The 20,153-nt window shown below is 71.7% G+C and carries 21 protein-coding genes and 1 pseudogene; 7 read left to right on the top strand and 15 right to left on the bottom strand.

Annotated features, from left to right (window positions below):
• Nucleotides 1–146: 146 nt before the first annotated feature.
• A complete protein-coding gene (locus tag ACIRS4_RS35265; RefSeq protein WP_404203865.1) occupies nucleotides 147–1,214 on the bottom strand; it encodes a MerR family transcriptional regulator in 1,068 nt (355 codons plus the stop codon).
• 132 nt (nucleotides 1,215–1,346) lie between these two features.
• Here ACIRS4_RS35265 and ACIRS4_RS35260 point away from each other — a divergent pair, with 132 nt between their 5' ends.
• Nucleotides 1,347–1,871, top strand: coding sequence for a YceI family protein (locus ACIRS4_RS35260; protein WP_404203863.1), 525 nt, complete (start codon nucleotides 1,347–1,349; stop codon nucleotides 1,869–1,871).
• Nucleotides 1,872–1,980: 109 nt separating this feature from the next.
• Nucleotides 1,981–2,919, top strand: coding sequence for an SDR family oxidoreductase (locus tag ACIRS4_RS35255; protein ID WP_404203861.1), 939 nt, complete (start codon nucleotides 1,981–1,983; stop codon nucleotides 2,917–2,919).
• Nucleotides 2,920–2,928: 9 nt separating this feature from the next.
• Here ACIRS4_RS35255 and ACIRS4_RS35250 read toward each other — a convergent pair whose 3' ends face one another.
• From ACIRS4_RS35250 to ACIRS4_RS35240, 3 genes are all read right to left on the bottom strand, one after another.
• Nucleotides 2,929–3,444, bottom strand: coding sequence for a hypothetical protein (locus ACIRS4_RS35250; protein ID WP_404203859.1), 516 nt, complete (start codon nucleotides 3,442–3,444; stop codon nucleotides 2,929–2,931).
• A gap of 74 nt (nucleotides 3,445–3,518) precedes the next feature.
• Nucleotides 3,519–4,505, bottom strand: a complete 987-nt coding sequence (locus tag ACIRS4_RS35245) for an aldo/keto reductase (RefSeq protein WP_404203857.1) — start codon at nucleotides 4,503–4,505, stop codon at nucleotides 3,519–3,521.
• A gap of 144 nt (nucleotides 4,506–4,649) precedes the next feature.
• Nucleotides 4,650–5,105 carry a MarR family winged helix-turn-helix transcriptional regulator gene (locus tag ACIRS4_RS35240; RefSeq protein ID WP_404203855.1) on the bottom strand — a complete coding sequence of 152 codons (456 nt, stop codon included), beginning with the start codon at nucleotides 5,103–5,105 and terminating at the stop codon, nucleotides 4,650–4,652.
• 71 nt (nucleotides 5,106–5,176) lie between these two features.
• On the opposite strand from ACIRS4_RS35240, the gene ACIRS4_RS35235 reads away from it, so the two are divergent.
• A complete protein-coding gene (locus ACIRS4_RS35235; RefSeq protein WP_404203853.1) occupies nucleotides 5,177–6,004 on the top strand; it encodes an alpha/beta fold hydrolase in 828 nt (275 codons plus the stop codon).
• Nucleotides 6,005–6,016: 12 nt separating this feature from the next.
• Here ACIRS4_RS35235 and ACIRS4_RS35230 read toward each other — a convergent pair whose 3' ends face one another.
• From ACIRS4_RS35230 to ACIRS4_RS35220, 3 genes are all read right to left on the bottom strand, one after another.
• Complete coding sequence (locus ACIRS4_RS35230; protein ID WP_404203851.1) at nucleotides 6,017–6,634, bottom strand: TOPRIM nucleotidyl transferase/hydrolase domain-containing protein; 618 nt, start codon at nucleotides 6,632–6,634, stop codon at nucleotides 6,017–6,019.
• Nucleotides 6,635–6,723: 89 nt separating this feature from the next.
• Nucleotides 6,724–7,293 (bottom strand): HdeD family acid-resistance protein, encoded by a 570-nt coding sequence (locus ACIRS4_RS35225; RefSeq protein WP_404203849.1) that lies wholly within the window; start codon nucleotides 7,291–7,293, stop codon nucleotides 6,724–6,726.
• A 186-nt stretch (nucleotides 7,294–7,479) separates the two neighbouring features.
• Complete coding sequence (locus ACIRS4_RS35220) at nucleotides 7,480–8,061, bottom strand: DUF3618 domain-containing protein (RefSeq protein ID WP_404203847.1); 582 nt, start codon at nucleotides 8,059–8,061, stop codon at nucleotides 7,480–7,482.
• A 212-nt stretch (nucleotides 8,062–8,273) separates the two neighbouring features.
• On the opposite strand from ACIRS4_RS35220, the gene ACIRS4_RS35215 reads away from it, so the two are divergent.
• Nucleotides 8,274–9,263, top strand: a complete 990-nt coding sequence (locus ACIRS4_RS35215; RefSeq protein ID WP_404203845.1) for a magnesium and cobalt transport protein CorA — start codon at nucleotides 8,274–8,276, stop codon at nucleotides 9,261–9,263.
• A gap of 254 nt (nucleotides 9,264–9,517) precedes the next feature.
• Here ACIRS4_RS35215 and ACIRS4_RS35210 read toward each other — a convergent pair whose 3' ends face one another.
• On the bottom strand, nucleotides 9,518–9,847 hold the full coding sequence (locus tag ACIRS4_RS35210; protein ID WP_404203843.1) for a helix-turn-helix transcriptional regulator: 330 nt from the start codon (nucleotides 9,845–9,847) through the stop codon (nucleotides 9,518–9,520).
• A 106-nt stretch (nucleotides 9,848–9,953) separates the two neighbouring features.
• Here ACIRS4_RS35210 and ACIRS4_RS35205 point away from each other — a divergent pair, with 106 nt between their 5' ends.
• Nucleotides 9,954–10,358 carry an STAS domain-containing protein gene (locus ACIRS4_RS35205; RefSeq protein WP_404203841.1) on the top strand — a complete coding sequence of 135 codons (405 nt, stop codon included), beginning with the start codon at nucleotides 9,954–9,956 and terminating at the stop codon, nucleotides 10,356–10,358.
• A 21-nt stretch (nucleotides 10,359–10,379) separates the two neighbouring features.
• On the opposite strand, the pseudogene ACIRS4_RS35200 reads toward ACIRS4_RS35205, so the two are convergent.
• The 3 genes and pseudogenes from ACIRS4_RS35200 to ACIRS4_RS35190 all read right to left on the bottom strand — a co-directional run.
• Nucleotides 10,380–10,811, bottom strand: a pseudogene (locus tag ACIRS4_RS35200) (nuclear transport factor 2 family protein); the annotation flags it as partial.
• Between the two features lie 139 nt (nucleotides 10,812–10,950).
• Nucleotides 10,951–13,254, bottom strand: a complete 2,304-nt coding sequence (locus ACIRS4_RS35195; protein WP_404203839.1) for an Orn/Lys/Arg decarboxylase N-terminal domain-containing protein — start codon at nucleotides 13,252–13,254, stop codon at nucleotides 10,951–10,953.
• Between the two features lie 203 nt (nucleotides 13,255–13,457).
• Complete coding sequence (locus ACIRS4_RS35190; protein ID WP_404203837.1) at nucleotides 13,458–13,838, bottom strand: hypothetical protein; 381 nt, start codon at nucleotides 13,836–13,838, stop codon at nucleotides 13,458–13,460.
• 218 nt (nucleotides 13,839–14,056) lie between these two features.
• On the opposite strand from ACIRS4_RS35190, the gene ACIRS4_RS35185 reads away from it, so the two are divergent.
• Nucleotides 14,057–14,947: a N,N-dimethylformamidase beta subunit family domain-containing protein gene (locus ACIRS4_RS35185; RefSeq protein WP_404203835.1), complete on the top strand. Its 891-nt coding sequence runs from the start codon at nucleotides 14,057–14,059 to the stop codon at nucleotides 14,945–14,947.
• Here the strand turns inward: ACIRS4_RS35185 and ACIRS4_RS35180 are convergent.
• The 3 genes from ACIRS4_RS35180 to ACIRS4_RS35170 form a co-directional block, all read right to left on the bottom strand.
• Entirely contained in the window at nucleotides 14,928–16,112 is a 1,185-nt protein-coding gene (locus ACIRS4_RS35180) for a hypothetical protein (protein WP_404203833.1), read from the bottom strand. The genes ACIRS4_RS35185 and ACIRS4_RS35180 overlap by 20 nt on opposite strands.
• A 197-nt stretch (nucleotides 16,113–16,309) precedes the next feature.
• The gene (locus ACIRS4_RS35175) at nucleotides 16,310–18,622 is read right to left on the bottom strand and encodes an FdhF/YdeP family oxidoreductase (protein ID WP_404203831.1); all 2,313 of its coding nucleotides are present in this window, start codon (nucleotides 18,620–18,622) and stop codon (nucleotides 16,310–16,312) included.
• Nucleotides 18,623–18,665: 43 nt separating this feature from the next.
• Complete coding sequence (locus tag ACIRS4_RS35170) at nucleotides 18,666–19,184, bottom strand: SRPBCC family protein (protein WP_404203829.1); 519 nt, start codon at nucleotides 19,182–19,184, stop codon at nucleotides 18,666–18,668.
• Between the two features lie 230 nt (nucleotides 19,185–19,414).
• Between ACIRS4_RS35170 and ACIRS4_RS35165 the strand changes: the two genes are divergently transcribed.
• Nucleotides 19,415–19,600: a hypothetical protein gene (locus ACIRS4_RS35165; protein ID WP_404203827.1), complete on the top strand. Its 186-nt coding sequence runs from the start codon at nucleotides 19,415–19,417 to the stop codon at nucleotides 19,598–19,600.
• 91 nt (nucleotides 19,601–19,691) lie between these two features.
• On the opposite strand, the gene ACIRS4_RS35160 is transcribed toward ACIRS4_RS35165, so the two are convergent.
• Complete coding sequence (locus ACIRS4_RS35160; protein WP_404203825.1) at nucleotides 19,692–20,039, bottom strand: MerR family transcriptional regulator; 348 nt, start codon at nucleotides 20,037–20,039, stop codon at nucleotides 19,692–19,694.
• Between the last annotated feature and the right edge of the window lie 114 nt (nucleotides 20,040–20,153).

Genomic DNA, 20,153 nt, shown 5'->3' with positions numbered 1-20,153 from the left:
GGTTCCGCCTGGGTCGCTACGACGAGGCGGACTCGCTCTCCTCCACCTTCACCGCGCAGGACGTCCCGCTGGTGCGACCGCCCCGGACGCCTGCATCTGACCGGCGGTGGGCGAAGGGGGCGGCCCGCAACACGCTGAAAGGGCCGTCAGTCCTCCAGACGGACCGGCATGAGGATCGAGAAGGCGTCCTCGTCGTCGGGCCGGCGGAGCGCGATCGGCGCGGTGGGGGCGCCGAGCTCCAGAACCAGTCGGTCCCGGGCCCCTGCGGCCAGGGCGTCCAGCAGATACCGGCGGTTGACGGCGACGCGGTCCGGGTCTTCGTCACCGTCGGCGCAGAGGGTCACCGTGCCGTCGCCCTCCACCTTGAGCACGCTGAGCTCGGGCGCGCCGGCCTCTCCCGTGCGGACGGGGCCGTTCTCCAGGGCCTCGCGGAAGGCCGCGACCTCGACGACGGCCCGACGCCCGCCCGCCTGGGGGAGGAGACGACGGTAGTCGGGGAAGTCATGGTCGAGCCACTGGCCGGACGCCTGCCTGTCCCCGGCCTCCAGGGTCACGCGGCCGTCGTCGGCGGACAGCCGCACGGGCCCCTCGCCGTCCAGCAGCGCCCGCATCGCGTCGGCGAGCGGGCTGGGCACGATGACCTGCACCCGGCCCCCCTGGTGCCCGGAGACACCGGCCCGCGCGACAGCCATCCGGTACCGGTCGGTGGCCACGACGTGGAGGCTCTTGCTCTCGACGTCGAACAGGACCCCGCCGAGCATCGGCAGCTCGGGGTCGGTGCTCGCCGCGAAACGGACCGTGTCCAGCGCGGCCGCCAGCTCGGACGCGGCGGCGGACAGGCTGACGGCGGCGGTACGGAGCGAAGTCATCGCATTCTCCCGGTGATCGAGTAGTGCTCGGAGCGCGGAGAACTCGCCGCGGGCGTCGGACAACCCCTGTTCGAGGCGGCGCAGATGCGCCTTGAGGAGCTCCCGGACCAGATCGGCGTCCGCGCCGGACCAACTGGCCAGCACCAGCCGGATGTCCGGCAACGGCATCCCGGCCCGGCGCAGGCGGGCCAGCAGCCGTGCCTCGTCGAGCTGCCCCGGTGCGTACCAGCGATAGGCGCTCACCGGATCCACCCAGGCCGGCACCAGCACCCCGGACCGGTCGTAGAACCGCAGAGCGCTCACCCCCAGACCACTGTCACGGGCCATCTCACCGATGCTGCGCATGTCGTTCTCCACACCGGCACTGTGAGCCCTGCACAAGGTCGAGGGTCAACCGGCCCCCGCTGGTGCCCCAGGGCGGTGTGCGAGAGGCTGACGGTGCCACCGGAATCCGCCACCCCCCCGGAGATGACACGCATGACGACAGCAGGCAACGCCGAGCGGTCCTTACCGACAGCAGGCGTGTACGAGATCGACCCGGTTGCCTCGACGGTCCGCTTCGGCACGCGGGCCATGTTCGGGCTGCTCCCGGTCCAAGGGACGTTCGCCGTCAGCCACGGCCGGATCAGCGTCGGCGAGTCGCCGGAGGAGTCCTCGGTGGAAGTCACGATCGAGGCGGACAGCTTCGCGTCGGGCAACCGGCAGCGCGACGATCACGTCAGGTCGGCCGACTACCTGGACGTGGCACGACATCCCGAGATCACCTTCCGGAGCCGGTGCGTGGAGGGGGCCGGCCGGAACGCCCGCCTGCAGGGAGAGGTGACCGCCTGCGGCACGACACAGCCGGTCGTCGTCACGATCGGCTCCGTCGTCTGCGAGAACGGGCGGATCACCGCCCGAGGCGCCGCCCGGACAGACAGGTACGCCTTCGGTGTCACCAAGGCGAAGGGGATGACGGGGCGCTACCTGGAGATCACCGTGGACGTGGTCGCGAACCGTTGAGCCGCGAGAAGTAGGACAGCCGCTGTCCTGCATCGAGGCGAGCATGGTGGTACCGGTCGGCGCCGACGGCGTACGGGGACCGGATCGCGAGCAGAAGAGGACTTTCTTGATGGAACCGGTGACGGACACATCGACCACCCCCGACCTCCGCGGGAAGATCGCCCTGGTCGCCGGGGCCACCCGGGGCGCCGGGCGGGGGATCGCCGTGCAGCTCGGGGCGGCGGGGGCGACGGTGTACGTCACCGGGCGCACCACTGCGGAGCACCGGTCGGAGTACGACCGCCCCGAGACGATCGAGGAGGCCGCCGAACTCGTCACCGCCGCGGGCGGTACCGGCATCGCGGTGCCGACCGACCACCTGGTGCCCGAGCAGGTCCGCGCGCTGGCCGAGCGCGTCGATGCCGAACAGGGACGGCTCGACGTGCTGGTCAACAACGTCTGGGGCGGCGAGCGGCTGTTCGCGTTCGACAAACCGGTGTGGGAGCACGACCTCGACGACGGGCTGCGGCTGCTCCGGCTGGGCGTGGAGACCCACGCGATCAACAGCCATTTCCTGCTGCCGCTGCTGGTACGGCGGCCGGGCGGCCTCGTGGTCGAGATGACCGACGGCACGGCCGCCTACAACGCGGCGAACTACCGCAACTCCTACTTCTACGACCTGGTCAAGAACTCCGTGCTGCGCATGGCGTTCGTGCTCGCGCACGAGGTCGAGCCGCACGGCGGGACGGCGGTGGCGCTCACCCCGGGCTGGCTGCGCTCGGAGATGATGCTCGAGGCGTTCGGCGTCGCCGAGGACAACTGGCGCGACGCGCTGACGACGGTGCCGCACTTCTGCGTCTCGGAGAGCCCGGCGTACGTCGGACGCGCGGTCGCGGCACTCGCCGGCGACGCCGAGGTCGCCCGCTGGAACGGCCGTTCCCTCGACAGCGGACAACTCGCCCGCGAGTACGGCTTCACGGACCTCGACGGCTCACGCCCGGACTGCTGGCGTTACCTGGTCGAGGTCACCGACGCCGGCAAGCCGGCGGACGCGACCGGATACCGGTGACGCCCCCCGTCACACGCTCCTGGCCCGCCGCAGGGTCCCGTGCACGTCGTCCTCGAACCGCAGCCGTCGCACGAGTATGCGCCGGTAACGGATGTCGAAGGTGAACGTGGAACGGGACCCCGTACGGTGTTCGACATCGACCCTGACCGCCGTGTCCAGCCTGGGCGGATGCCCGAGCAGGAGCGGAAGCACCCATCCCCATGAGCGGGAGTCGATCGCGTCCCCATAGACGAGGGCGGCGCACCGGTTCGTTCCCAGCTGCGCGTGCAGGGCGCCGCCGAAGGAACGCATGGACCGCGGACCGTCCCAGTCGACATGCTGACTCAGCTCGCCGGCATCCGCCCGCACCAGAACGTCGTCGTCGCCGTCGCGGAGCGTGAGCCACCGCACCCGGACGCCTCTGCGACGGGTCCACCCCTTGGGAGCGCCCCGCACGGCCGTCTCGAGGAGGCGGATCACGTCGGCCCGCACATCAGGCGGGAGTGAGTCGAGCCGAGCCAGGATCGCCTCGCCCTGATCCGTCATGCACCCCCCCCGCGGTGTGATCCCGACCGGCGGCAGCGTAACGCAACCGACCTCAGGGCCGACTCGCCGTCGGTTCAGCGGCCGACGAAGGTGAGGTTCGTCGCGTCGTAACGGGTGCCCGCGATCTGGTCGTTCGGGGCGGCGGCCTCGACGGCGGCGATGTCCTCGGCGGACAGCTCGACCGTCAGCGCGGCGAGGTTCTCCTCCAGGTACCGCTGCCGCCGGGTGCCGGGGATCGGCACCACGTCGTCGCCCTGGTGCTGCACCCAGGCCAACGCCAGTTGGCCGGCGGACACGCCCTTGGCCTCGGCCAGCTCGGTCAGCCGGGCCACGATCGCCAGGTTGCGCTCAAGGTTGCCGTCGGCGAAGCGCGGCTGGCTTCGCCGCACGTCGCTCTCGGCCATGCCCTCGACCGAGCGGTAGCGTCCGGTGAGGAAGCCGCGCCCGAGCGGGGAGAACGGCACGACTCCGATGCCGAGTTCGCGGCAGACGGGGACGACTTCCGCCTCCAGATCGCGCGTCCACAGCGACCACTCGCTCTGCAGCGCGGCGATCGGATGCACGGCGTGCGCCCGCCGGATCGTCCCCGCGCCGGCCTCGGACAGACCCAGATGGCGGACCTTGCCCGCCTGCACCAACTCGGCCATGGCGCCGACGGTTTCCTCGATCGGCACCTGCGGGTCGACCCGGTGCTGGTAGTAAAGGTCGATGTGGTCGACGCCGAGACGGCGCAGCGACGCCTCGCACGCCTGCCGCACGTACGCGGCGTCCCCACGGATCTCGGTGGGCTCGCCCAGCCGGTTGGCGAAGCCGAACTTCGTGGCCAGCACCACTTCGTCCCGGCGGCCGGCGACGGCCCGCCCGATCAACTCCTCGTTGTGGCCATGGCCGTAGAAGTCGGAAGTGTCCAGGAGGCTGACTCCCAGGTCGAGGGCGTGGTGCAGCGTCGCGATCGACTCGGTCTCGTCCGCGTCGCCGTAGCCGTGGCTCATGCCCATGCAGCCCAGGCCCTGGGCGGAGACGGTCAGTTCGCCGAGGCGCCGGAGGGGAAGTGCGGTCATGTCGCTGTCTCCTGTGGTGCGTGGGGGGGAAACGGTCTGCCCAAGACGCTAGGGATTGGAGTGCACTCCATGTCAAACAGCGGCCGGGCCGACGGCGCGACCGCTCACTTGAGTGCGCGTGAGCGCGCCCGCCCCGAACCCCTGTCACGCGGAGCGCGCCCGCCCGGCCGACTCCAGCGCCGCGGCCAGGAAACGGCGAACCGTCTCCAACTCGCCGGCGTCGAACCCATCCGCGACCTCCACCACCCCGCCGATCACCGGACCGAAGAAGGCCCAACCGAGTTCCTCGGCCCTGTCCTCCACCTCCAGCAGCACACGTCGCCGGTCGACGGTGTCCCTGCTGCGGCGGATCAGGCCGAGCCGCTCCAGCCGGTCCACCAGAGCGGTCGTCCCAGCCGAGTTCAGGCGCAGTTGCTCACCCAGCCACCCGGGCGTGGCCCGAGTGCCGTCCCGTGCGGCGTCCAGGAGATGGATCAGCGCCCGCACATCGGTGGGATGCAGGCCGTGCCGCGCGGCGAACTCCGCGCCGAGGAGGTCGAACTCCACGGTGATCGCGCGCAGTAGGTGGATCAGCCCCATCGCCGGGCTCTGCTCGTCCATGCGTACTCCCTGTCGGCTCTCTTGCATATCATCTCGCTGAACGAGATTATCGCTGAGCGAGAGGAACGCCCGTGTCCCTGTCCGCCTTCGACCGCGCCTACGACGAACTGCTCGCCCGCTGGCCCGAGTTCACCGAGGAGCGCGACGTCGCCACGCCGTACGGGCGTACCCGGGTCCATGTGTACGGCCCGCCGGACGGTAGCCCCCTGGTGCTGCTGCCCGGCGGTTCCGCGACCGGCCTCGCCTGGTTCGCCAACGCGCCGGCCCTGGGGGAGCGGCACCGGGTGTACGCGGTCGATCTGGTGGGCGACGCGGGCCGCACCGAACGTCAGGGCGCGCCGCTGAAGAACGCCGACGACCTGACGGCCTGGCTGGACGCGCTGCTCGACGGGCTTCAGCTCGCCCGCACCCACCTGTGCGGCCACTCGTACGGCGCCTGGCTGGCCGTCAGGTACGCGCTGCACGCACCGCAGCGCGTCGACCGCCTCGCCCTCCTCGACCCCACCCAGGTCTTCGCCGGATTCCGCCTCGGCTACCTGCTTCGCGCGCTGCCCACCCTGCTGCGGCCGACCGAGGCACGCGCCCGCGCCTTCCTGGCCTGGGAGACGGCCGGCACCCGCCCCGACCGGACATGGCAGCGTCTCTACGCGCTGGCCGTCACCGTCCCCGACCGCACGTTCGTCACCGGCGGCCGCCCCAGGGCCGCAGGCCTGCGCATGCCGGTGCTGGTCCTGCTCGGGGAGCGCAGCCGCGCCCACGACGTCGCGAAGGTCGCCGACAGGGCCCGGCGGACCCTCCCGCGGGGTGAGGTGGCACTGCTTCCGGGAGCGACCCACCACTCCCTGCCGCTCACCGAGCCGCAACGGCTGAACGACCTGCTGACGGACTTCCTGAGCTGACGCGCCTGCGTGTCACAGGCCGGAGAGCAAGCCGTCGAGCGGGACCGGAACGCGGTCGGGTTCGAGCGCCTCGACGAGGACACGGCCGTAGTGGATCTTGCGTCCCTTCTTCGTGCCGAAGAAACGCCTGAACTGCCGCTGCGGGGAGCGGCCTTGCTGAGCGGGCTGGCGCAGGAAGGTCCGTAGCGGGCGCATGTCCCCTTCCCGCTCGACGAGTTCGGCGACCCGTTCCACGCCCAGCGCGCGGATGAGCTCGTCCTCCAGGTCCGCCGCACAGACGAAGAAGCCCTCCTGCGGCGCGCCTGCCTTCTCGAAACCCCGGGCGTAGTAGGGGCGTTCCGCCTCGTCGCACAATCCGGTGAGACGGAGCCCCAGGCCGGGAGCGCCCAGCAGCCGGGCGTAGCGTCCCACGCTCATCGCACCGCCGATCGACAGGACGCAGATCCCCTCTGCCGCCAGGTTCCGGCCGCGTGTCTCCGCCAGCGCGTCGACCGCGGCGACATCACTGAGCCCCTCGAGCAGCACGACCGTCCGGACGGGCAAGCGAGCGGCCAGTTCTTTCGCGGGGCCGCCGGGGCCACCCGCCGCCCATGCCGTGACCGCGTCCCGGAACGCCCCCATGTCATCCATGAGGCGAGTCTCGGACAGTCGCGGCCGGAGCGCGAGGCGATTTTCGCGGATGACGGCTCCCGAGGCCCCACCGCGGTGAGCCGCAGGCCTCAGGCGTGCCGGGCGTGCCTGGCGTGGCGGGCCGGGGAACCTGTGCCGGCGTCGTTGTGCAGCCGCCAGGCCGCGGCCAGCACCAGCGCGCCCGAGATCAGCGCGCAGACGCCGGTGACCTGCGCGATGGCGATGGCTCCCGCGTCGGGTCGGGCCCAGACCAGGAGCCCGGCGACCACCGAAGCGGCGCCGGCCAGGAACAGGACGCCTTCATGGTGCAGTTCACGGCGGAAGCGCACCGCCGCCCAGATCTCCGCGACGCCGGTGACGACGGCCCAGGCGCCGACCAGGCCGGCCAGTGCGAGTGCGGTCACCCCCGGCCAGGCAAGGGTGATCAGACCGGCCGTGACGCCCAGCACGCCTCCGACGGCGTGTACCAGGCGGTGCCTCCTGTCGCCGTCCCTGCGGAAGGCGCTGGCCAGCCATGTCACGCCGTCGACAAGCGCGTAGGCGCCGAACAGCAGGGCCAGCGCGAGGGCCGTCACCCCCGGCCACACCAGCGCCACCACCGCGAACGACACGGCCGCCGCCCCTCGCAGGGCCAGCATCCACGTCAGCTGACGTCGCACTCCTTCATCCCTTCTCCGGTCGGACAGGTTCCTCTCGCGCCCTGCGAGTGCACTTCCGTGACCGGCCGAAACACCGCGCGGCGTCGTACGGGGAAAGGACGGGAGGGGTGCCGGTATCCACGTACCGGCACCCCTCCGTCGTCGTGTCGGCCGACCCGGGCCGGGGTCTTCGCGACCTGCGTCGGCTCACCCCTGGCGACGGCGCCGGACGATCCACGCCACGACGGCGACCCCGGCGGCGGTCAGCAGCAGGCCGCGCTTGTCGCGGGCCACTCGCGCCCCCTGAGCCGTCCGGTCCCGCAAAGGCTCGGGCGCCTTGTCCTCCCACAGCCGACCGGCCCGGGCGGCCGCGACCCGAGCCTGCCCGGCCGCCCCGGCGGCCTTGTCCCGCACCGGATCGGGCAGCTTCCCCTCGATCCGACCGGCGGCCTGAGCCGCCTTGACCTTCAACTCCCCTGCCTTGAGCACGGTTTGCTCCTTCAGCTCCCCTGCCTTCGCCGCGGTCTGTTCCTTCAGCTCCCCGGCCTTGAGCACGGTCTGTTCCTTGAGTTCCTCGGCCTTGGCCGCGGTCTCCTCCATCAGAACGCCCGCCCTGACGGCGACTTCGTCCTTCTTCTCGGCCGCGCTCTGCTTCGCGCGGGCCTTCACGTCGGTCTCGGCCGCGAGGGCCTCGACCGTCCGGCCGAGCTCCTCGCGGGTGTGCTCGACCTGCTCGCGCAGCTCCTCGGGGCCGGCGGCGGTGGGCTCGTCATGGGGCGGCTGGGTCATCGTTGTGCGCTCTCCTCGATCTCGGCCGCATCGGCCTTCCCGTTTCTCGACCGTGCCGCTCCGATGTGCGCGGTGCGGCGTGGTCGACCTGCTCCCCCGCTCATAGCCGTCACCGCGGCGATCACATCAGGACCGTTGTGAAGATCCGGTGACCGCCGGGTCCCGTCCGGGCATCACGCATGGATCGCGCCGACGGAAGCATCCGACAAGGTATGGAGTGTGCGATTTATCGAGAGCAGACGGGCGAGCGCGAGAACGTCGACGCCCGGCAGGAGGACGGGGGATGCGAAGGCGTCCTGGACCGCTTGGCGGTGCTGAAGCCTGACGAGTTCGCCTGGATCAGGCTGGACGACCCCCGCGAGGACGAGTTGCAGCGGCTGGGGGAGCACCTGAAGCTGCATCCTCTGGCGATCGAGGACGCCGTCCAGGCGCACCAGCGACCGAAGCAGGAACGCTACGGCGACGTCCTGGCCGTCGCGGTGAAGACGCTGTGGTTCGTCGAGCGGACCGCCGAGGTGGAGACCGGCGAGGTGATGATCTTCCTCGGCCGGTCCTTCGCGCTGACCGTGCGGCACGGCGCACTCGACCCGACGGCGGAGGCGGCACGTCGGCTGGAAGAAGCCCCGCAGATGGCACGGCTCGGACCGGTGAGCGTCCTGCACGCGGTCACCGACGTGATCGTCGACGCCTACGCGCAGGCCGCGTCGCAGGTCCGCACGGATCTCACCGAGCTGGAGCGGTGTGTGTTCTCACCCGCCCGCGACGACCTCACGGAGCAGATCTACTCGCTCAAGCGGGAGGTGGTGGAGTTCCGCGACGCCGTTCAGCCCCTGGTGCCCGTCGTCCAGCACCTCACCGCGCCCCACGACGACTGGCCGCAGCAGATGGCGCCGTACTTCCGCGACGTCTTCGACCACCTCACCCGCACCGACACCGAGGTCCGTGCCCTGGACGACCTGCTGGGCTCCGTCCTCGACGCCCACCTGGCGAAGGTGGGCACCTGGCAGAACGACGACATGCGCCGCATCAGCGCCTGGGCGGCGATCCTGGCCGTCCCCACCCTTGTCGCCGGCGTCTACGGCATGAACTTCGCCCACATGCCCGAACTGGACTGGCGCTACGGCTATCCGTGCGCGCTGGCCGTGATGGCCCTCGGCGCGGGACTGCTCTACCGCGCCTTCCGCCGCAACGGCTGGCTGTGACCGGGGCCGCCCGGTGTCGGTCGCGGGGGCGGACGCCTGGCGGGTACCCCTGGCGGACGGCTGCCGTTGCCGCAGCCTGCCGCCCCGGAGCTGACCCGGCCCTCCACGCGGCCCGCCCGCGCACCGGCCATGGGCACAGCCGTCCTCTTCGGCACCGTCGCCCTGGGCGCGCTGCTGCCCGTCGGCTGGGCCGCCGGAACCCGCAACGTCGCGGGCCCTGCCCACCGGGGAAACCGGGCTCGGCTCGGGCGCCGCTACGGGGCGACGGGTGTCCCGATGCGCTCGGTCTCGGCCCGTGCGAGCACGGAGAGCAGGGAAGCCACCGACAGTCCGGCCTCGGCAGGGTGGCGCAGCACCTTGTCCGGCTCTATGCGGTAGCTGTTCGTGCGCCCGTCCCGGGTACGGGAGAGGTAACCGCCCTGTTCGAGGTCGGAGATGATCCGCGCGACGGCGCGCTCCGTGAGCCGGCAGCGCGCGGCGATGTCGCGGATGCGGACGTTCGGGTTGTCGGCGATGACCGCCAGTACGCGCGCGTGGCTGGTGATGAACGTCCATCCGGCATGGGATTCGGGCACGGCAACCATGCCCGGCATTTTAGGGGGCACCGTTGCGGAACTTCGATACATGACATACTTTTCATGCAACAGACGACATGATCCCGCGAGGGAGAGCCACAGAAGGAGCTCGAACGTGCCCTGTGACGACGCAGTCACGCCGACGCTCGTGAGCCGCACCGGCGGAAAGCCGTCGCCCGAACAGGACACCGAGCACGCCCCGCGGCCCGCTTCGGTGGTGCAGCACGAAAGAAGCGGTGCCTGGGTCGTCGCCGCGCACGGCGCCTACGACATGGACTCGATCGCGCCGCTGGCGGACGCGCTGGAAACCGCGGCCGGGAAGCATCCGAAGGTGGTCCTGGACGCCTCCGGCGTCACCTTCGCGGACTCGACCTTCCTCAACATGCTGATCCGGGCCCACCAGGCGGGCCCCCTGCGCGTGGTGGCGCCGTCACGACAGCTTCAGCGGCTGTTGGAGGTCACCGGAGTCGACGCCATCCTCGAGGTCCGGGGCACGGTCGGCGACGCCGCCGTGTCCTGAGCGGCCCCCGCTGCCCTCGCTCGAGTCGAACGCCCGGGCGACGGCGAGACTGTCTTCGTAGACGTGGTGCCGGGTCACCAGGCCGTCTCGGAACGTCAGGTGCAGAGCGAACCGGGCGCGATAGGCGTGCCCGGTGGATCGGGCCGTCTGCCGGATCTCGCCGAACACGACCGCGTCGTCGCCGTCGACGAGAACGCGCTCGATCTCGGTGGCGGCCTGCCCGGGCAGGTGGTGCTCCGCGAGCTCGCGGAAGTGGGCGGCCGCATCCGCACGGGTGGACCGGTGGCGGATCCACGGCGTGGCGGCCCGGCCGTGTTCGGCCTCCGGCCAGTCCAGCTTCCAGTCGACCTTCTCGGCGTACATGGCCGCGATGCTCGCGGGGTCCCCCTCGCCGATCCGGCGCAGCAGTTCTCCGACCGCGGCACGGGTGGCTGCGGATGTGGCTGTGGACACGACTCGTCACTCCGATCCGACGTCAGGTCCGCTCGACGCGGCGACATCGCCATTCTGGTCGGCGCCCACAGCTTGATCCATTACTCCCGAGGTAATGCGTACGACCATCTGAGCCATCTGAGCCATCGGCGCTGTCGGGTCAGCTGCCGCGCAGGCATTCGATCCGGTAGTCGCCGCTCTCCTCGTCGATCGTGACGCCGTGGGTCTCGCTGCGGAAGCCGGGGAAGCGACGGTCGAAGGTCTCCAGCGCCGTGAGGTAGCGCAGGAGGGGGCCCTCGGCGGCGCCGGTGGATTCCCCGGGCATCAGCACCGGGATGCCGGGCGGGGTCACCGTGACCATCGCCGCGGCGACCCGGTTCGCCGCGTCGGCGATCGGGATTCGTTCCGTGCCGCCGCGCACCAGCCGCTCGTAGCAGTGCTGCGGGGGGAACACCGGCTCCGGCAGCTGCTGGAAGGCCTCGTCCAGCAACTCGACGAGTCGGGCCGAGCGCAGCTGGTCGTGCATCTGGCGGCACAGCGCGCGCAGGGTGAAGCCCGAGTAGCGGCGAGGGTGCGCGGCGACGGCCGCGGGCAGAACGCGGCTCAGCGGGGCGTCGGTGTCGTAGAGGGTCTTGAAGTCCATCAACGCGTCCAGGAGCGTGCCCCACTTGCCCTTCGTGATGCCCATGGAGAACAGGACCAGGACCGTGTAGCTGTCGGTCTTCTCGACGACGATGTTCCGCGTGGCCAGGTAGGCCGAAAGGACGCGGGCCGGGATGCCCTCCTCGGCCGTCTCGCCGGTGGCCGTGACCCCGGGACAGGTCAGGGTGACCTTGATCGGGTCCAGCATGCAGTGGCCCTCGCTCAGCCCGGGGAAGCCGTGCCAGGCGGCGCCAGGTTCGAGGAGCCAGCAGGACTGCGTGGACCGCAGGAGCCGTGGAGGGGCCAGGTCGAAGGGCAGGCGCTCGCCGGTGGCCGGATCGGTGACGGTGTCCGGCTGCCAGACGCCGAAGAACCAGGGCGGACGGTCCCCGGCGCTCTCCACCCGCCTTCGCAGGCGGACCATCTCCTGACGGAAGCGGACGGCCTCCGTCACCGCCTCGTCGAGCAGCCACTCGCCCTGCGGGCCGTCCATCATCGCGGTGGCCACGTCCAGTGAGGCGATCATCGGGTACAGGGGCGACGTGGTGCCGTGCATCATCAGCGCCTCGTTGAAGCGGTCGTGCTCCACCGGCGCCCGGGGCGCCGGCCGCACGTGCACCATCGCGGACTGCGACAGCGCGGCCAGCAGCTTGTGCGTCGACTGGGTCGCGAACACCGTCGGCCGTTCGGCGCCCGGAAGGGAGTCCGCGTCCACCGCCATCGCGTATCTGCCCGCGTACAGCGGGTGGAAGCGAGCGTAGGCGAACCACGCCTCGTCGAAGTGCACTCGGGGCGCACTCGCCGCGAGCGCCCGGGCGGCCGGTACGGCGTCGTAACTGAGGCCGTCGTACGTGGAGTTGGTGAACACCGCGTACTGGGGCCGCGGTGACACCGCGCCCTCGGCCAGCGGGTGGGCGGCGATCCGGTCCGCGATCGTCTGCGCCGCCAGCTCGGCCGGGGGCAGCGGACCGGCCAGGCCGTACCCGTTGCGCGTGGGCACCAGATAGACGGGCCGGGCGCCGGAGACGACCAGCCCGTGCAGCACGGACTTGTGGCAGTTGCGGTCCACGAGCGCCAGTTCGTCGCGGGTGACGCTGAAGTGACCGACCACGCGGTTGCAGGTGGAGTCGCCGTGCAGCACGAAGTAGGTGAGGTCCGAGCCGAAGACCCGGGCCGCGTTGCGTTCGGCCTCGCCGATCGGCCCGGTGTGCTCGAACAACGAGCCCAGCTCCTCCACCGAGATGGAGAGGTCGCTGCGCAGCAGCCGCTCGCCGAAGTAGTCGTGGAAGGCCCGCCCGGCGGGGGACTTGAGGAAGGCCACGCCGCCCGAGTGGGCGGGAGTGTGCCACGAGTACTCGTGAGCGTCGTCGAACCGTCGCAACGCCCGGAAGAACGGGGGCAGCACGTCCTCCCGGTAGGCCCGCGCCGCACTGGTGACACGACCCGCGATGAACCCGGGCGTGTCCTCCAGCGGCCACACGTATCCGACGACCGTCTCGGACACCCACAGGGGCAGGTCGCGTACGCCGTCGTCGGCCAGGACGAGGAAGACCGGGAGATCCCGGAACCGCCGCCCGATGCCGCGCAGCACGGCGGCCCCGCCCGGTGTCCCGTCGTCGCCCGGCAGATCCCAGGCGACGACCGCCGCGGCGAGCCCCGCCTCGGTGCGCAGCACGGCCTCCGCGTCCCGCGCGGTGACCGCCCAGCGGACCTCGAATCCGCCCGCCTCCACGGCGTCGCGGATCTTCCGCAGCTGGTCGGCCACGGCGCCCTCGGCGCGCGGATGCTCCGGTACCGCGACCAGGATCCTGCTGTCGGCCATGCCCGTTCCCGCCTTCCCCGGCGGCCGCTCGACCACCCCCGGGAAAGCATCGGCGCCGTCCCGCAGTCCGGTCGGCGCTCCTCGCCCGAAACCACCGGGACGACGTAATGCGCCGTCCGTTCGTTGACCGGCCCTCACCCGGGTCCGGTCGCGGAAGCGACGGCGGGCCGCCGGTGGCGAGCGAGCTCAGGGAGCGAGGCCCGTCAGCAGTCCTTGTTCGACGAGATGCGAACGCCGTCCACGAGGCGCTGCGGCTCGTCGTTGATGAAGGACTTGTGGCCGCCGTTCTCCACGCAGTACACCTTGCCGTCGGTCATGTGCAGGTAGACCACGTCGTCCCGGCGCGTGTTGCGGACGAAGTCGCTCCCTCTGGACCCGGTCAGCCACTGCCAGCCGCTCGTGACCTCCCGGAAGCGGCCGCTGATGGTGGCGCCGGGGAAGTCGGCGGGGTCCCTCTGGTAGAAGCACACGTACGGGTAGGGGCACGTCTCCTCGGCGGAGGCCGGCGGCGCCAGCACGACCGTGCCCGCCGCCATGAGAAGTGCTCCACCCAGTGCCGCGGTGACCCTGCTGCGAAGTCCCATCGCCCACTCCTTCGTATATGTGTCCGAGAACGACAAGGCGACGATGACACCACACGGCCGCGTTCACGGCCAACCGCCCTGCTCAGGCAACGTCCCTGCGTGAAAAGCGACTTGATGCACCATCACGAAAAGGGGCGCGCGGCGGTGCGAAGGCGGAACGGCGCCCCGGGCCGCCGTACGATGATCGCTCCATGACAATCGGGCCCGGAGGTCGACCCATGCGGGAGCTGTCCCGTCGTACGGTGCTGAGCGCCGCCGGAGCGGGAGCCGTCGCCGTCGGCGGAAGCCGCTCGGCGGCGGCCGCCACGCAGGCCCGTCCGCCTGCCGCCCCACGCACCGGCGACAACCCCGTGGTGCGGGAGAACCGGGCCCCCGGCTCCCACGCCTGGACCCCCGGCCACGGTGAGACCTGCGGAGTCGACCCGAGACGCCCCGAGATCCAGGGGCACGCGACGACGGCCTCCGTCGCCCCCGGCGAGACCCTGGGCCTGCGCCTGGCCTCCCGCACGGCCCGCGCGTGCACGGTGGAGATCTACCGACTCGGCCACTACGGCGGCGTGCGCGCCCGCCACCTCCTCACCGCCGTCGACGTGCCCGTCGACCGGCCCTGGAGGGCGACGGTCCCCGGCGCCTGGGTGTCCGGCGTCTTCCTCGCCGCCCTCACCACCGCCGAAGGCCACCGCGCCTACGCCCCCTTCGTCGTGCGGGAACCCGCCCGCCCGTCCGACGTCCTGCTGGTCGTGCCACTGAACGCGGCCCACGGCCCGTACGCCGGGCTCGGCCTGCCCGAGGACTTCGGCACGGACACGAGCGCGTCGAGGTGGCTGGAGGAGGCGGGTTACGACGTCACGTACGCCACCGAGGGGGACCTGCGCGAAGGGCGCGTCGACCCCGCCGGGTACCCGGCCGTCGTCCTTCCCGGCGGCGCCGGCGACGTCCGCTGGTCCCGGAGGACGCGTGCCGTGCTGGACCGCACGCCCCGACGCCTTTTCCTCCCCAGGACGTCGGCGCTGAGCGAGCCCGGCCACGCCGACGAGGAGGCGCGGCGGACGGCGGCCGAGCGGCTCGACCGCCTCCTGACGGCCCCGGTCAGCACACCCACAGGCTGACGTCCCCGCCGATCCACCCGATGAGGCTGCGCTCGTCCCACACGCTCACCTTGCCGTCGGGCGCGACCTCCAGCCGCACCGTCATCGTGTCGCCCGCCACGGCCGACCCGCTCACCACGCCGAGCAGCCGCTGCGTCCGGTCGGGCCGGGCCCGCAGCGGCAACTGGAAGAGCGTCTCACCCTGCGCCCAGGCCGTGCCGTCCACCTTGGACAGCGAGAAGTGCACGAAGACCTGGTCGCCGGCGAGCCGGTACTGGGGGGCGTAGCTGTCGCTGTTCGGCTTGTACAGCGCGGTGTTGTAGGGGATCGGCACCCAAGGGGCGGTGCCCGGGTGCGGGAAGCGCGCGAGGTTGAGGTTGCGCACCCCGGCGTCGGTCCGCGCCCCTATGCCGAAGGCCACGGTCGCGGCCGGGTCGCCGGGACTGTTGCCGAAGACGCACATGCCCTCGGGCTCCCGGAAGGGCAGACCGGGGAAGGCGGTGACGTGCTGCGACTGGAGCACCGTCCCCGAGGCCCAGTCCGTGCACGTCACGGTCACGTTGTCCTGGGCCTGATCGCCGTACAGGTGGTACACGTGGTCGCCCAGACTCGTGTACCCCTGGAGCGTCTTGCCCGACGCGCCGTAGGACAGCTTCTGCAGCGGAGTGAACGTCCCGGCAGCGGCGGCGGCCAGATCGTAGCGGTCGATGCCGCCGGTCGCCTGCGGGGAGGCGACGTTGTTCGACTGCCAGCGGTAGATCAGCTGCCGCCGGGTCGGGTCGATCGTCGCCGACACCCGGTACACGCCCGTGCGCGGGGTGCGCACCACGGACGGGTCGGACGCGTCGGCGGTCCCGTTCGGCACGTACGGGATGCGGGCGACGGCAGTGGCCCACCCCCCGCTGGGCACGGCGTCGGTCCACAGGCGGATTCCGGCGGCATCGCGTTCGACGCCCAGGTTCGCCCCGTGCCCGGCCCGGCTGACGGACATCTTGTCCAGCAGGGTTCCGTCGGCGGTGAGCCGCGAGACGGTGACACGGTCCAGGTCCCCCGGCGTGCCGTCGGGCTGGCACACGTACCAGAGCTGGTCCACGGCCTCCCAGTACACCGACTGCGCGAGACTGGCGGCGGAGGCGAGGGTGGCGCCCGCGAGGAGCGGGGGAGTGACGGCGGCGAGCTTGATCAAGTGACGACCTTCTGTGGAAGCGGCGACGGCGTCGGCTGCCGCAGTCGGTGCGACCCTCGCCGACGAGGCCGCCGAGGAGGGCGAGGAACGCCGCTCGTGCGCCAACTCCACCCCTCGGCAGCCTAGTTGATTTCACATCATAGGCTCGGGCGGGCCGGCGCGCCCGAAGCCCGCCCCCGCCCGGGGCCCACCGCCGGTCAGCCCCGGGAGCCGTCCGGCCGGGACGCCCGGGGCTCCAGACGGACCACGATCGCCTTGTACGTCGGCTGGTTGCTCTTCTCCGCCACGCTCTCCAGGGGCGCCAGCACATTGGTCTCCGGGTAGTACGCGGCGGCGCAGCCACGAGCCGTCGGGTACGGGACCACCCGGAAATCCTCGGCCCGGCGCTCCACCGCGTCGGTCCAGACGCCGACCAGGTCGACGTTCTGCCCTGCGACCAGGCCGAGCCCGGCCACGTCGTCGGGGTGGACGAGCACCACCCGGCGGCTTCCGCTGATACCCCGGTAGCGGTCCTCCGACGTGTAGGGGACGGTGTTCCACTGGTCGTGGGAGCGCAGGGTCTGCAGCAGCAGATGCCCCTCGGGCACTCGCAGCACCTCGCAGACGTTGCGGGTGAACAGCGCCCGCCCGGCGGCGTTGGAGTACACGCCCTCGTTCACCGGGTTGGTCAGCTGGATGCCACCGGGACGGGTCACCCGCCGGTTGTAGTCGTGCAGCCCCGGGACGATGCGCGCGATGCGGTCGCGGATCGCGCCGTAGTCGGCCTCGAACTCCTCCCAGGGGATGCCGGACCCGCTGCCGAGGGTGCGGCGGGCCAGCCGGCTGAGGATCGCGACCTCGCTGAGCAGAAGGGGGGAGGCCGGACGCAGCCGCCCGCGGGAGGTGTGCACCTCGCTCATCGAGTTCTCCACGGTCACGAACTGCTCCCCGCTCGCCTGCACATCCCGCTCGGTGCGGCCCAGCGTGGGCAGGATGAGCGCGCTCTCGCCGCACACCGTGTGGGACCGGTTGAGCTTGGTGGAGATGTGGGCGGTCAGCCGGCACCTGCGCACCGCCTGCTCGGTGACCGCGCTGTCCGGGGCGGCGCGGACGAAATTGCCGGCCAGCCCGAGGAAGAACCTGACGCGGCCCTCGCGCATCGCCTTGATCGCGTTCACCGAGTCCAGTCCGTGAGCGCGCGGAGGATCGAAGCCGAACTCCCGTCGCAGCGCGTCGAGGAACGACTCCGGCATCCGCTCCCAGATGCCCATCGTGCGGTCGCCCTGCACATTGCTGTGCCCGCGCACCGGACAGGCGCCGGCGCCGGCCCTGCCGACGTTACCGCGCAGCAGCAGGAAGTTGACGATCTCCCGGACGGTGGCCACGGCGTGCTTGTGCTGGGTGATCCCCATGGCCCAGCACACGACGACGCGTTCGCTGCGCAGCACCTCGTCACGGGTCTGCTCGATCTCCTCGCGGGTCAGCCCGGTCGAGGCGAGGATGTCGCCCCAGTCGACCCCGCGGACGTGCGCGGCGAACTCCTCGAAGCCGGCGGTGTCGGTGCGGATGAAGTCACGGTCCAGGACCTCACCCGGCCGGGCGTCCTCCGCCTCCAGCAGCAGCCGGTTGACGCCCTGGAACAGGGCCAGGTCACCACCGCTGCGGATGTGCAGGAACCGGTCGGCGATCTGCACGCCGGGCCCGATCACCCCGCGGGGCGTCTGCGGGTTCCTGAACCGCAGCAGCCCGGCCTCCGGCAGCGGATTGACGGCGATGACGCGCGCGCCGTTCCGCTTGGCCTGCTCCAGCGCCGACAACTGCCGGGGATGGTTGGACCCGGGGTTCTGCCCCACCAGGAAGATCAGGTCGGCGTGGTGCAGGTCATGGAGGCTGACCGTCCCCTTGCCGGTGCCCAGCGTCTCGTGCAGGGCGTAGCCGCTGGACTCGTGGCACATGTTGCTGCAGTCCGGCAGGTTGTTGGTGCCCAGCGCGCGGGCGAACAACTGGAGCGTGAACGCGGCCTCGTTGCCGGCCCGGCCCGAGGTGTAGAACACGGCCTCGTCGGGGGAGCCGAGCGCGGTCAGCTCCTCGGCCATCAACCCGAAGGCGTCGTGCCAGCTGATCGGCTCGTAGAAGTCCGAGCCGGGCCGCTTGACCATCGGCTCGGTCAGCCGGCCCTGCTGGTTCAGCCAGGCGTCGGACCGCCCGGCCAGTTCGGAGACCGGGTGCTCGCGGAAGAAGTCGGCGGTGACGCGCCGCGTCGTCGCCTCGTCGTTGATGTGCTTGGCGCCGTTCTCGCAGTACTCGTTGCGGTGCCGGCGGCCGGGGGCGGGATCAGCCCAGGCGCAGCCGGGGCAGTCGATGCCGTCCACCTGGTTCATGGCCAGCAGCGTCTCTCCCGCGCGCCGCGCCGACGTCTGCTGCAGGGAGTACTCCAGCGCGTGCGCCACCGCGGGCACGCCCGCGGCCCAGGCCTTCGGCTCGGTCACCTTCAGCGCCTCGTCCGGCTCCTCGTCGGGCCTCTTCTTCATGAGACCACCTCTCGTTCACGCTGCCCCGGGGCGGGGGAGGGGATCAGCCGACGGGCCAGCAGGGCACTCCGCTCACCTTCCGGTCCTGCTTCGCGCGCCGCGGACGGCCGTCCCGGACGGCTCCCCGCCAAGCCCCGCTCTCCTGTCCCAGCCCCTCGATGTACTCCTTGAAACGCCGCAGCTCCGCGCGCACGACCCGGCCGGCGAGCCCCGGAACGACGGCGAGCACACCGGCCGCGCCGCGCGCCGCGACGTCCATCCGCACGGTGACCCTCGTCCCGCCTCGCGCCGTGGGCCGGAACCACACCTCGCCCCGGTGGACGGGGCGCCGGCCGAGACTGCGCCAGATCAGGTGGGAGTCGGGCTCCTGCTCCACGATCTCGGCCGTGAACACGCCGTGCAGGGGGCCGGCGGCGATCGTCCACGACGTCAGGGCCGGCTTGATCTGCTCGACCTTCCTCACGCTGCGCATGAACCGGGGGAAGCTCCTGAACTGCGTCCACTGGTTGTACGCGGTACGCACCGGGACCGCGATCTCGACCGTTTCCTCAACGCTGCTCATGGCTCACCCGTCATCGGCCGCCGCGCGCCCGGCGTCCCGCCACACGGCGTACGCCGCATGACCCGCCCACGGCAGTGCCACCGACTACCCCGCTCGCCGCGTCTTCACACGGGTCTTGTAAAGGGAGCGGGCAGGAACTGTTCACCCACGGGACGGATGAAGGGGGCCTCCGTCCGCGGCTGTACCCTCCACTAGGCAGCCCGCCGCCCAGACAGAGAGCAGATTGCGCCTTGTACCAGGAGACCCCCATTTTCAGCCGTCTGGTCGCCGAGCGCGGCGACGTGCCCGCCGAGGTGCGCGGTGAAGCCGAACGCATACACCGCGACCTGGCCCACGTCATGCGCCATTCGTCCGCATCCCACCTGGGCGCACCCCAGCACACCGCGGGCCCCACCGCTGCGCGCGCCGTCCTGTAAGGCGTCGGTCGAGCCCGGTCCGCTCGTCGCCGCCTGTGATCCGGCCGAAGGGCGCCCGCCACCCGGGACGCCCGCCGGGGAGCCCCACCGGTCAGCTGTAGTAGTCGATCTTCTCTTCGAGGACCTCCATCGCCCGGCGAAGTGCCGACGCCCGCTGCTCCAGGGCGGCATGACGGTCGCGGAGGAAGGCGACCCGGTCCTGCGGGGAGTGCTCGGAGCGCAGGACGGCGACGAACCCCCTGAGATCGGCGATGCCGAGGCCTGCCTCGCGCAGGCACGTGACCAGGCCGATCCAGAACACGTCGTCATCGCTGTACTGCCGGTGCCCGCCGACCGAGCGCGGGATCGGGCCGATGAGACCTTCACGCTCGTAGTAGCGCAGCGTGTCGATGGAGACGCCGGTGCGTTCGGCGGCCGCCGCCGGGGTGAGGGTGGCCATGGAGCTCCTTGTGTGACCGCTAGGTCGTGTCTTCAATTGATCTTGAGTGGTGGATCATGGTTGGGTGATACGTCGACATGAACTGTCCGATGAGGAGTGGGAGTTCCTCCGTCC

The sequence above is a fragment of the Streptomyces sp. NPDC101166 genome (assembly GCF_044768125.1).
In the GTDB taxonomy this organism is placed as follows: Bacteria; Actinomycetota; Actinomycetes; order Streptomycetales; family Streptomycetaceae; genus Streptomyces.
Note: the sequence above shows the minus strand (reverse complement) of the source record. Positions and strands in the feature narration are given on the sequence as shown.